This is a genomic window from Psychromonas aquatilis (assembly GCF_038155185.1).
GTDB lineage: Bacteria > Pseudomonadota > Gammaproteobacteria > Enterobacterales > Psychromonadaceae > Psychromonas > Psychromonas aquatilis.
Window position 1 is genome coordinate 1 of sequence record NZ_JBAKAZ010000039.1, and the last position, 12,577, is coordinate 12,577.

Consider the following 12,577-nt stretch of genomic DNA (forward strand, 5'->3'; position numbering starts at 1 on the left):
AAAAACTTATTGGGACTGGTTGGTCTTAGTTAGACGCTTCAACGATAGTTTTCATGTCTTTCTTCTTGTAGGTATAGACGTAGTTTCTTACTTAAACGCAGATACAAAAAAGCCAAGCATTGAGCTTGGCTTATATAAAAACTTATTGGGACTGGTTGGTCTTAGTTAGACGCTTCAACGATAGTTTTCATATCCTTCATGTAACCACGTAGTTTCTTACCTACGATTTCTACAGGGTGGTTACGAATCTCTTCGTTGATTTCGATTAAGCGAGCGTTATCAACAGAGTTAGATTTAACTGTTAATGGCTTACCTAAGTACTCAGGGCTCATTGCTTTAACGAAGTCTGCAAGTAGTGGTTTTGCAGCGTGGTCGAATAAGTAACAACCGTATTCAGCAGTATCAGAGATAACAACGTTCATTTCGTAAAGTTTCTTACGAGCGATTGTGTTTGCGATAAGCGGAGTTTCATGTAGAGACTCGTAGTATGCAGACTCTTCGATGATACCTGATGCAGTCATTGCTTCAAACGCAAGCTCAACACCGGCTTTAACCATTGCAACTAAGAAGATACCGTGGTCGTAGAATTCTTGCTCGTCAATTTCCATGTCGCCAGCTGGTTGTTTTTCAAAACCAGTTTCAGCTGTTGCTGCACGCCATTTTAGTAGGTTAACGTCATCATTTGCCCAGTCAGCCATCATTGTTGCAGAGAATTCACCTTCGATGATGTCATCCATGTGCTTGTTGAATAGTGGACGTAAGATATCTTTAAGTTCTAAAGACATATCGAATGCTTTAATTTTAGCTGGGTTAGATAGACGATCCATCATGTTTGTGATGCCGCCGTATTTAAGGCCTTCAGTTACTGTTTCCCAACCGTATTGGATAAGTTTAACTGCGTAAGATGGCTCTAAACCGTCAGCAACCATTTTTTCATAGCCTAGGATAGCACCTGTTTGTAACATACCACATAGGATAGTTTGCTCACCCATTAGGTCAGATTTAACTTCTGCTACGAAAGAAGACATAAGTACACCAGCACGGTCACCACCAGTTGCAGATGCGTATGCTTTAGCCCATGCTAAACCGTGGTTTTGTGGGTCATTTGCAGGGTGAACAGCGATTAGTGTTGGTACACCGAAACCACGCTTGTATTCTTCACGTACTTCAGAACCAGGACATTTAGGTGCACACATGATTACAGTGATATCTTCACGTACTTGCATACCTTCTTCAACGATGTTGAAACCGTGAGAGTAAGCTAGTGTAGAACCTTCTTTCATTAATGGCATTACTGCGCCAACAACTGCAGTGTGTTGTTTGTCAGGTGTTAGGTTACATAGTAAGTCAGCTTGTGGAATTAGTTCTTCGTAAGTACCTACTGTGAAACCGTTTTCTGTAGCGTTTTTCCAAGATTGACGTTTTTCAGCAATTGCTTCTGCACGTAATGTGTAAGAAACGTCAAGACCTGAATCACGCATGTTAAGACCTTGGTTAAGACCTTGAGCACCACAACCGATGATAACTACTTTTTTGCCTTTTAATGCTTCACAACCGTCAGCAAATTCGCTGCGATCCATAAAACGACATTGACCTAGTTGATGTAACTTCTCACGTAGAGGAAGAGTATTAAAGTAGTTAGCCATGTTAGCTGTGCTCCAAAATTAAGTTAATAAGGGTAAGTGACGTTTGTCCTCGTCTCTTTTACGGCGCTCACTATAGCGTATAACTTGTGTTGCGCAAAATGATATATTAGCAACATTACATTGCAAAATTTGGGATATGGCGAGAGCTTATATTGCAATTTTTGAAAGTTGTTATTCCTTTTGTTAAACAAACCTGAGAGTAAGTGCATCTTGATTTGTTATTTGCTATTATCATGTCGTTATTTGGTTTTAATTTTATTCTTTCTTTTTTTAAGTTAACTTGCTGTTTTTAAGGGGTTTTTATGTCTTCGTTGGTGTTACCTAGTGACTTGGTTTCTGTTCAATGGTTAGCCGAGCACCATAACCATAGTGACCTAGTTTTATTAGATGCAAGCTGGCATATGCCAATGACTAACCGTAATGGACATCAAGAATGGCTAAATGAAAGAATAGACAATGCTCAATTTTTTGATTTTGATCGCGAAGTTTGTGATCAAGATGCCGCATTACCTCATATGATGCCCGCTCCTCAGCACTTTGAGTTGTCAGTACAAATGCTCGGTATTAATAATGATAGTGTTGTAATTGTCTATGATAGCTTAGGCATTTTCTCAAGCCCGAGAGTGTGGTGGATGTTTAAAGCCATGGGATTTAACAATATTGCTGTCTTAGATGGCGGCTTACCTGCTTGGAAAGAAGCGGGCTATAAAGTTAATGTTCGTCCACCGCTTGCTAACGAACGACCTCAAGGTGATTTTAAAGCTGTATACCAAGCAGATTTAATCAGTAATAAAGATCAAGTTTACAAAGCTATTGACGATAAAAATGTATCGCTGATAGATGCACGAGCGAGAGAACGTTTTTTGGGAGAAGTGCCAGAAACAAGAGCTGGGTTGCGTGTTGGGCATATTCCTTCTGCGATTAATTTACCGATCACTGAGATCTTAAATAACCAAACCATGAAGAATGCTTATCAATTGGCGCAAATTTTTGAAGCTTTAATGCCACAAAAGCAAAAGATGATATTCAGTTGTGGCTCTGGTGTGACCGCTTGTATTCTTGCCTTAGGAGCCAAGTTAGCTGGTTATGATGCATTAAGTGTGTACGATGGCTCATGGAGTGAGTGGGGTGCGAGTGATACCTTACCCGTTGTAAAAAGTCAGTAGTTTTAATGGATATTAAATTACTTCAAACCTTTGTGCATTTAAGTCAGAGTTTACACTTCTCTAAAACTGCATTGGCGATGCACGTTAGTCCCTCCACATTAAGTCGTTCGATTCAGCGTATGGAAGTTGAACTCGGTGCGAACTTATTAATCCGTGACAACCGTTCCGTTGTCTTAACTGAAGCGGGTTTAGTCTTTAAAGAATATGCTATTCAACAAATAGAGCAGTGGGAAATTTTAAAAAATACTATCTCAAAAGGGACTAATGAGTTAGAAGGGGAGATCAATTTATATTGTTCGGTAACTGCTGCTTATAGTCATCTTCCGCCTATTTTAGAGCGTTTTAGGCGTAATCACCCAAATGTGGAAATTAAGTTAACCACAGGGGACAGTGCCGCAGCGATTGAACAAATTACACTGCACCAAGTGGACTTTGCGATTACCGCTTATCCAGATAATTTTCCTTCACGTATGCATTTTATTGAATTAGCTGAAATCCCTATTTCAATTATTGCCCCTACGACTCCATGCCTTGTTACGCAGCAAATTAAAGAAGAACGTATTGACTGGAAACATATTCCTTTCATTTTACCTGAACATGGCGCTATTCGACGTCGCTTTGATACTTGGTTTCGCTCTCTAAAGGCTGGGAAACCACAAATCTACGCAAAAGTAGCAGGTAATGAAGCATTGATTAGTATGGTTGCTTTAGGTTGTGGCGTTGGTATTGCACCGGATGTGGTGATAGAAAATAGTCCAGTGCGGGATCGTGTTCAACATTTATCGGGGATTGGTGAACTTGCGGCTTTTAATCTGGGGGTTTGTTGTTATAAGAGTCGTTTAAATGACCCTTTAATCCAAGCTTTTTTGAAGTGTGTTGAAAGTTAATATTTAGCAAACCATGTTAATGACAGATATTTTAATGGTTTTGGTGTTTAAAAGATAAATATGAGGTTACACCATAGAAATTAAACAGGGGTAAGTTTACAATGCCTGTAATTATTTAAGGAGCATTTTATGTTTAATCCGCAGAAGTTAGAAGAGATAGCAAAGCAAGTCAGTGATGCAATGCCTGAAGGGGTAAAAAGTCTAGGCAGTGAAGTTGATCGTAAAATAAAGCAAGTATTGCAAGCTCAGTTAGGCAAGTTAGATATGGTAAGCCGCGAAGAGTTTGATGTGCAAACTCAAGTATTATTACGTACTCGCGAAAAGCTTAATGCAATGGAAGAGAAGTTTGCTGAATTAGAGCAAAAACTAGATGCTAACGATCAAGTCCAATTAGAAAAGTAGAGACACTAATGAAAGAACAATATTTAAAACGAGCTGAAGCCTTTATTGAACAAGTTGCTGCAGAAGGCGAGTTGTTTGGGTTATTTGATGAAAATGAAGGTTGGGCAAATTGCCACGCACATGATAATAAAGATGCAACAGCCGTTTACTTATTTTGGTCAGATGAAAAGCAAGCGAAAAAATTACAAACAGAAGAGTGGGCTGATTATAAAACAGTTAGCATCGCATTAGATGTGTTCTTTGATTCATGGTTAGACGGTATGCAGAAGCAACAAGTCTTTGCTGGGTTAAACTGGGATGAAGAGTTATGCGGTTTGGAAATTGAAGCGATGGTGCTGAAAAATGCATTAGTTGAAAGTTTTCAAAATGCCGAGTCTGAAAAAGAAGCACCTGACGCAGAAGAAAGTTAAGACGCCCTCATTGATTTCTCAAAGTCAAAAAAAACCAAGCGATTAAAGCTTGGTTTTTTTATATGTTGGATATTAATACCAATCACACTAATTAACTGATCTATTTTGCTTGTTAAAATAACTTATTTCTTCGTTGTAATTTTCGTAAATAGAACAACTATTTAACTCAAATTACGCCTTGAACTCCGTCATTTTTCCTGCGTAAAATTTAGATCACTTATTTAATATAATTGGTATAACTTGCTATTATCATGTTTAAATTTGACTATAAAAAACATGAGCTCGATATTATTCTTCTGGGTAAGTGCCCCAACCGTCATATTCAATGCCAAAAGAGTCAGCTAAAGCTACTAATCTTTCTACATCTTCAAAAATAGCTTCTTCATCTAGGTTCATTTCAACCACAACATCAAAGCTTAAAATAATAGAGCCATCTTCTAATTCTAATTCTTCTGGATCTGTAACTTCATAGCCTTTTTTGAAACAAGCCACTGCGGCTTTTTCTAGTACATCGAAGTTGTCACATGAAAGGTGATGTTCGATCATGTAAATGGCATCAGGATTACTACCATCTTCTAATACGGCTTCAACTATGTCAGCTGTCTCTTCGGCTAACTCTGCTAATAGTTCTTCTTGTGTAAGTTCTTCTGACATCTGTCTATCTCTTCTCGTTCAAGGTTTAAATATGATTAGAAATTAATCTTCGCTACTTGTATTAGGATCTGGGCGATTTACTTCTTCGTTTAATTGTATGTATTTAGCAAGCATAACTGCACGAGAGTCATTCATCAAACGACGAATTTCACGCTTTTTATATTGGCTAATATCAATAGGTTCAAGCATTTCAACAATCACTTCCCCATTATCCCAACGATTTAATTTAACTTGATCGTGGGTATTGGAAATAACCGTCGGCACTATATTTACACCGGCTTGAAGAGCGGTATGGAAAGCCCCCATTTTAAATGGCATTAAACCACGACCGCGGCTACGCGTTCCTTCTGGAAAAATCCATACGGCTAGATCTTTTGCTCGCATCTGATCCACGACATCTGTAATGGTGTTTTTAGATTTATCTTTATTATCACGGTCGATTAAAATATTGCCTGTTAACCAGTAAATAATGCCAAAGAAAGGCACTAAAACTAAACTCTTTTTACCAATGGTTACTGAGCCAGGTTGTACTGCACCAGTTGTTGTTACCATATCGTAGTTATTTTGATGGTTTGCAATATAAACAACTGAGCCATTATCTTTTGCACTGTCCGGAATGCGATAAGTCACTTTAAGTCCAACAATACGAGACATTTTGGCAAATAACATAGCAAAGTGATAAGTGTTTTTAGGATTACGTGGACTGAATAAGCAGTACAGTAATGAGTAAACACTTAATACAATGACGGCGACAATAATTAAAAATGTTCTGATAATAAATAACATGGTTTATTGGTTCTCTTGTTGTTCTAGTTTTGGATTAATAACTTCAATTTTATCAACGCGTTGTAATCCACGTGGTAATTTATTGCCACGGCGTCCGCGTTCACCTTGATAATGTGCTAAGTCGTTTGCTTTAAGCGTTAATTTACGTTTACCTGCGTGTAATGTCACAGCACTTTCAGGTCTAATAACCTGCAGCATAGTAACAAACTCTTCACGTTTAGTCGCTTTGGCCGACATGATGTTGATCATCTTATTACCTTTACCTTTGCTTAAGCTTGGCAAACTAGCAACTGGGAAAATCAACATGCGTCCTTCATTACTGATCGTTAAACATAAATCATCACCATTATTAGAGATCTTTTGTGGCTGCATTATTAATGCATTGGTGGTTAAATTGATCAGTGCTTTACCATTTTTATTTCGGCTATTGATATCACTTAAGGTCGCAATAAAGCCATAACCATGGTCACTACTTATAATATAGCGGTCTTCATCGTCACCCATTAACACACAAGCGAAGGGCACATTCTCATTCTGATTAAAACGGCCAGTTAATGGTTCGCCTTGTGTTCGGGCAGACGGGAGAGTGTGTGCATCTAATGAATAGGCACGCCCAGATGAATCTATAAATATACAGCTTTGGTTACTTTTACCTTGGCAACTTGTGAGGTATTCATCACCAGCTTTGAAGTTTAATGCGCGGGCATCAACATCATGACCTTTGGCGCTTCGTACCCAGCCCTGAGTAGATAATACGATAGTAACTGACTCACTTGGCATTAATTCTTTTTCGCTTAATGCTTTCGCTTCTAAACGCTCGATCATTGGTGAACGTCGATCATCACCATACTTTTCAGCATCGGCTTTAATCTCTTTTTTCACAAGCGTATTAAGGCGTCGATCTGAGCTTAACAGTAATTCTAGTTTTTTCTGCTCTTCAGATAACTCATCCATTTCACCACGGATTTGAATTTCTTCAAGTTTAGCCAGTTGACGTAGTTTAATCTCTAGAATGGCATGTGCTTGAATCTCTGATAATTGAAAACGAGACATCAATTCCGCTTTAGCATCATCGTAGGTACGAATGATTTCGATCACTTCATCGATATTTAAATAGGCAATCAACAAGCCTTCTAAAATATGTACACGCGCTAAGATTTTATCTAAACGGAATTGTAGACGACGACGCACGGTATCGCGTCGGTAGATTAACCACTCACTTAAAATAGTCACTAAACCTTTCACACTTGGACGTTGATTTAAGCCCAGCATATTTAAGTTTACTTTATGGCTAACTTCTAAATCAGTAGAAGCAAATAAGTGATTCATTAATGCTTCTGTATCAATACGGTTAGAACGTGGAATAATCACTAGTCGAGTAGGATTTTCATGGTCTGATTCATCGCGCAGATCGGCTACCATTGGTAGCTTTTTATCCTGCATTTGTTTAGCTATATCTTTTAATATTTTTGCACTGGAAACACGGTGCGGTATTGCTGTCACCACGATTTCGCCATTTTCAACCTGATAAACAGCGCGACTCTTGAAACTACCTCTTCCGGTTTTGTAAATGTTAATGATCTCTTTACGAGGAGTGATTATTTCAGCTTCCGTTGGGTAATCAGGGCCTTGTACAAACTCCATTAACTCTTCTAAGGTCGCTTTCGGGTGATCGATTAAATGTAAACAGGCATTCGCCACTTCACGCGCATTATGTGGAGGAATATCCGTTGCCATCCCCACCGCAATACCAGTAATACCGTTTAATAATATATGTGGTAAACGTGCAGGTAAGAGTTCTGGTTCTTTTAATGTACCGTCAAAGTTAGGCTTCCAATCAGTTGTACCTTGATTAATCTCAGACAGTAAGACTTCTGAAAAAGCCGATAAACGAGACTCTGTGTAACGCATTGCAGCAAATGATTTTGGATCGTCAGGTGCACCCCAGTTACCTTGACCATCAATCAATGGGTAACGATAAGAGAAGGGCTGCGCCATTAACACCATTGCTTCATAACAAGCGCTATCGCCATGGGGATGGTACTTACCTAATACATCACCGACGGTACGAGCAGATTTTTTATATTTAGCGAGAGCTGATAAACCTAATTCTGACATAGCATAAATGATTCGGCGTTGAACCGGTTTTAAACCATCACTTATGTGTGGAAGAGCACGATCCATGATCACGTACATGGAATAGTTGAGGTAGGCATCTTCTGTAAATTTAGCGAGGGATAACTGCTCAACGCCCTCTAAACTCATGTCTATGACTTCACTCATATTCTATTACCCTGTAATTATTAATTAATATCTAAAAGGTGAGTATACAGCAGTTATATTCTAAGGTTGAAATAGAAATGAAATTGAATGTAAGAAAACACAAAAAAAACAGCTTATCTTGGTATTGAGGAGAGATAAAGAAAGGCAATTAGACGAGATTGCTACCTCGTCTAATTTTGTCAGCATGCTGCTATTTAATTATAGCTGTGAGAACGCTTTTTTTGCTGCAGCAATAGTATCGTTAATATCTTGGTCGCTATGAGCCAGTGATAAAAAGCCTGCTTCAAATGCTGAAGGTGCAAGGTAAACACCTTCTTCTAACATGAAGTGGAAGAATTTTTTAAATTTGTCAGTATCACATTCACAAACTTCTTTGAAGTTAGTCACTTTTGCTGCATCAGTGAAAAATAAACCATACATACCACCCACATAGTTGACTGCCACAGGCACACCAACTTCCGTTGCTGCTTGTTTTAGGCCTTCTGCTAGTTGTTTAGTTTTAATGGCTAGTTGCGCATACTCAGGTGTGTCAAGCGCGGTCAATGAAGCAAGTCCTGCATGCATCGCAATTGGATTACCTGATAAAGTACCGGCTTGATAAACAGGCCCGGTTGGTGCGATGAACTGCATGACTTCATGACTACCACCAAATGCACCCACAGGCATGCCGCCACCAATAACTTTACCTAGCGTGGTTAGATCCGGTTTGATATTGTAATGAGCTTGTGCACCACCTAATGCAACGCGAAAACCAGTCATCACTTCATCAAAGATTAGAAGTGCTTGGTATTGGTCACAAATATCACGTAGACCTTGTAAAAAGCCGTCTGCTGGTGGGATGCAGTTCATATTGCCGGCAACAGGCTCAACAATAATACAAGATATCTCTTCTGGATAAGCTTCAAATAATGCTTTAACAGAATCTAGATCGTTATAATCTGCTGTTAATGTGTGTTGTGCAAAGTCGGCTGGGATACCTGGAGAGCTTGGTTGTCCTAATGTTAATGCACCTGAACCGGCCTTCACTAATAGTGAATCGGCATGACCATGGTAACAACCTTCAAACTTTAATATTTTATCGCGATTAGTGTAACCACGTGCTAAACGAATTGCACTCATGGTTGCTTCAGTACCAGAGCTTACCATTCGCACTTGCTGCATAGACGGAACAAGTTGCTGTACTTTTTCTGCCATTGTGATTTCAATTTCAGTCGGTGCGCCGAAGCTCAAGCCGTTTTCTGCTGCATCAATGACTGCTTTTTTAATTGCAGGGTGGTTATGTCCTAAAATCATTGGTCCCCAAGAACCAACATAATCAATGTACTTTTTACCATCAACATCATAGATATAAGCATCTTGTGCTTTTTCAATAAATAGCGGGCCGCCGCCTACGCCGTTAAATGCGCGAACCGGAGAGTTAACGCCACCTGGAATGATAGATTGTGCTCGATTAAATAGTGCTGATGATTTACTCATAGGATCCCATTACTTATTTTTTGAATTAGTTAAAAGAGCAATATACCCATGATAAAGGAAGATGCAACTGAGAAAGTAAAATGGAATTTCTTTTTACAGAGGTTTCTTTATTGCTTTTTTGATAATATGATGAAAATCAAGTCGATTAATCAATATTGTTAACTATAATGTTGGTTTCCACCTCTTATTTACTTAGGGTTATTACGCGATTATGAAAACAGCAGTGCCAATGTTTTTTATTAATGGATTTAAGAACTTTATTGATCGCTTCTTTACTCGTAAAAGTAGTGCTCTACTATTTTGGTTATCTATTTTTATTGGCCTGCTCGCAGGGACTGTCTCCGCCTTATTTGACCATGGAATCATTTGGATATCAGAACTGCGTTTAGAATTAGTCCATCATTATGGGGAAGGGGGCATACCACTTTGGTTAATTGCGATTCCAATCTCTTCTTTAATGGCTGCGACTGCTTTTTATCTAACACATCGTTTTGCTCCTGAGTCAGGGGGGAGTGGTATTCCTGAAATAGAAGGGGCAATGGAAGGGATGCGTCCAGTGCGTTGGAAACGTGTTATTCCAGTAAAGTTTGTCGGCGGATTGCTGGCTTTAGGCAGTGGTATGGCACTGGGTCGAGAAGGGCCTTCTGTTCAGCTTGGTGCCAATGTTGGGCGAATGATTTCAGATATATTCAAAGTGAATAAAGTCGATGGGCAAGCTTTGTTAGCTGCTGGTGCTGCTGGCGGTTTAGCTGCGGCTTTTAATGCGCCATTGGCCGGTATTATGTTTGTTATTGAAGAGATGCGTTCACAGTTTAACTACAGTTTAACGTCAACCAAAAGTGTGTTTATGAGTGCCGTAATGGCAACTATTGTAATGCGTATCTTTACTGACCAAGATGCCGTTGTCACTGTGACACAGTACTCCCACCCTGATTTAAATACCCTTGGCTTTTATCTGATTTTAGGATTTTGTTTTGGGGTAATAGGTATCTTTTTTAATAAACTGATTCTTTGGACTCAGGATCTGTATTTATCGATTCATAAAGGACGTCGTTGGCACTTTGTTGGTATTGGTGCTGCATTAGGTGGTTTATTTGGTATGTTGAGTATCGTCGCGCCTGATATTGCTTTTAGTGGCATGGAATTAATTCCACATGTAGAAGGTGGGCAGTTCTTTGCTGGTGGTTTATTGCTACTCTTTATACTTCGTACTTTGACGACGTTACTGAGCTTTGGCTCTGGTGCACCGGGTGGTGTATTTGCACCAACACTGGCTTTAGGAACGCTTTTTGGAATGCTTTTTGGCCTTGTTGGGCAAGCATTATTCCCAACCATTATTACTGAACCTGGCGCATTTGCGATTGCCGGAATGGGCGGGTTATTTGCTGCCACAGTTCGTGCGCCAATCACTGGGATTTTATTAGTGATAGAGATGACGAGTAACTATGAAATGATTTTACCTTTAATCGTGACGTGTTTAGGGGCGACAATGGTTGCACAAAGCTTAGGCGGACGTCCGATATATACTCAGTTACTGGAAAGAACCTTGAAATTAGCAATGCGAGCTAAACGTCAAGAAACAACGGATAAAGCGATGAACCGCAGTTTAGATCGATATAAAAAATAAGAGATAACACGATGAAGCGTATTAAAATCAGTATTTTTAAATGGTGCGTGATTAGCTGTTTGTTTATTTATTTGGGATTTATGATGGGTAAGTTTCAGAAAGATATTCTGGAACATCAAGTCAAATTGTCACAGATGGAAGTGATTAGCCTAAATGCTGAAAAAACAGAGTTAATTGAGAATTTAAATTTAGTACAAGCTGATTTATCGGCCGAGCAAAAAATTAATGATGTTTTAAAGTCTGAAAATAAAAAACTAGACGATGCTTTACAGTCAAGTAACGATAAGCTGTATTTTTATGAGCAAGTCGTGGCACCGGAGTTAGCACAAGTTGGTTTAAATATTTATTCCTTTAAAGTGTCAAAGACTGACGTTAAAGGTGTTTTCTCATACGAAGTTGTATTAATGCAAGCGCAAAAAGGGCGTAGTGAACTGACTGGCAATGTAGAGATCATGTTTGCGGATAGCAGTAATGATGAGGCTGAGAATAAGGTTGTTAAACTAAGTGAATACAGTGAGACTTTTGAATCCCAATTTAAGTTTGAGTATTTTCAAACATTAACAGGGACTTTTACTTTACCTAAGGATTTACAGGTCGAGCAAGTATTTGTTGTTGCAAGTGCAAAACGCTCTCGTTTTCGTAGCGCTCAAGATGTAGAAAAAGTCTATGATTGGCAAGACTATTTAGAAAATGATACATCTCCATTAGCCGAGTTAGTAGTACAAGCTGAATAGTAGTACTTGAACAAACTAGTCAGGTATCGGATAATACAGAGATAAATATCAACAAGGCTGAGAATTAATATGACAAGCGAAGTGGAAACAGCATTACCGATTAATTTCAGTGATAATGCAGCAAAAAGAGTAAAAGCACTCATTGAAGAAGAGAATAATGACAACCTTAAACTGAGAGTTTATGTGACAGGTGGTGGTTGTTCTGGATTTTCATACGGTTTTACGTTCGATGAAAAAGTAAATGATGATGATACTTTGATTGAAAACAGTGGGGTAACCTTATCTGTAGATCCAATGAGTTTACAATACTTAGTTGGTGGAACGGTCGACTTTATTGACGGTTTAGAAGGCTCGCGTTTTTTAGTTGATAACCCAAATGCAACTGCGACATGTGGTTGTGGTTCTTCATTCTCAATCTAGCCTCAAGACTCATTAGTTACCACCTAATTGCTTGCTGTAAATAACGTCATTATGTGATTTTTATTAGCAAGCTCTTCTTTTTTATA

At 38.9% G+C, this 12,577-nt stretch carries 12 protein-coding genes; 7 read left to right on the plus strand and 5 right to left on the minus strand.

Translation table 11 applies throughout. From position 1 onward, the window contains the following. Positions 1-161 precede the first annotated feature (161 nt). Positions 162-1,646, minus strand: coding sequence for a ketol-acid reductoisomerase (gene ilvC, locus V6256_RS10595; RefSeq protein WP_341598181.1), 1,485 nt, complete (start codon positions 1,644-1,646; stop codon positions 162-164). A 302-nt stretch (positions 1,647-1,948) separates the two neighbouring features. On the opposite strand from ilvC, the gene V6256_RS10600 reads away from it, so the two are divergent. The 4 genes from V6256_RS10600 (at position 1,949) to V6256_RS10615 (ending at position 4,511) form a co-directional block, all read left to right on the plus strand. Beyond that, a complete protein-coding gene (locus V6256_RS10600; RefSeq protein WP_341598182.1) occupies positions 1,949-2,812 on the plus strand; it encodes a sulfurtransferase in 864 nt (287 codons plus the stop codon). Between the two features lie 5 nt (positions 2,813-2,817). Then, positions 2,818-3,699, plus strand: coding sequence for an HTH-type transcriptional activator IlvY (gene ilvY, locus V6256_RS10605; protein WP_341598183.1), 882 nt, complete (start codon positions 2,818-2,820; stop codon positions 3,697-3,699). Between the two features lie 129 nt (positions 3,700-3,828). Next, positions 3,829-4,101, plus strand: coding sequence for a ubiquinone biosynthesis accessory factor UbiK (gene ubiK, locus V6256_RS10610; protein WP_341598184.1), 273 nt, complete (start codon positions 3,829-3,831; stop codon positions 4,099-4,101). Positions 4,102-4,109: 8 nt separating this feature from the next. Then, complete coding sequence (locus V6256_RS10615; protein WP_341598185.1) at positions 4,110-4,511, plus strand: DUF2750 domain-containing protein; 402 nt, start codon at positions 4,110-4,112, stop codon at positions 4,509-4,511. A gap of 288 nt (positions 4,512-4,799) precedes the next feature. On the opposite strand, the gene rraB is transcribed toward V6256_RS10615, so the two are convergent. The 4 genes from rraB to hemL all read right to left on the minus strand — a co-directional run bounded on the left by rraB (position 4,800) and on the right by hemL (position 9,710). After that, entirely contained in the window at positions 4,800-5,165 is a 366-nt protein-coding gene (gene rraB / locus V6256_RS10620; RefSeq protein ID WP_341598186.1) for a ribonuclease E inhibitor RraB, read from the minus strand. 42 nt (positions 5,166-5,207) lie between these two features. Further along, positions 5,208-5,951: a 1-acylglycerol-3-phosphate O-acyltransferase gene (locus V6256_RS10625; protein WP_341598187.1), complete on the minus strand. Its 744-nt coding sequence runs from the start codon at positions 5,949-5,951 to the stop codon at positions 5,208-5,210. A gap of 3 nt (positions 5,952-5,954) precedes the next feature. Beyond that, on the minus strand, positions 5,955-8,234 hold the full coding sequence (gene parC / locus V6256_RS10630) for a DNA topoisomerase IV subunit A (protein WP_341598188.1): 2,280 nt from the start codon (positions 8,232-8,234) through the stop codon (positions 5,955-5,957). Positions 8,235-8,432: 198 nt separating this feature from the next. After that, entirely contained in the window at positions 8,433-9,710 is a 1,278-nt protein-coding gene (hemL, locus tag V6256_RS10635; RefSeq protein WP_341598189.1) for a glutamate-1-semialdehyde 2,1-aminomutase, read from the minus strand. Positions 9,711-9,921: 211 nt separating this feature from the next. Between hemL and clcA the strand changes: the two genes are divergently transcribed. The 3 genes from clcA to erpA all read left to right on the plus strand — a co-directional run bounded on the left by clcA (position 9,922) and on the right by erpA (position 12,491). After that, positions 9,922-11,337 carry a H(+)/Cl(-) exchange transporter ClcA gene (clcA, locus tag V6256_RS10640; RefSeq protein WP_341598190.1) on the plus strand — a complete coding sequence of 472 codons (1,416 nt, stop codon included), beginning with the start codon at positions 9,922-9,924 and terminating at the stop codon, positions 11,335-11,337. Between the two features lie 11 nt (positions 11,338-11,348). Further along, a complete protein-coding gene (locus tag V6256_RS10645; RefSeq protein ID WP_341598191.1) occupies positions 11,349-12,071 on the plus strand; it encodes a DUF6776 family protein in 723 nt (240 codons plus the stop codon). Positions 12,072-12,140: 69 nt separating this feature from the next. Next, positions 12,141-12,491 carry an iron-sulfur cluster insertion protein ErpA gene (gene erpA / locus V6256_RS10650; RefSeq protein ID WP_341598192.1) on the plus strand — a complete coding sequence of 117 codons (351 nt, stop codon included), beginning with the start codon at positions 12,141-12,143 and terminating at the stop codon, positions 12,489-12,491. Positions 12,492-12,577 lie beyond the last annotated feature (86 nt).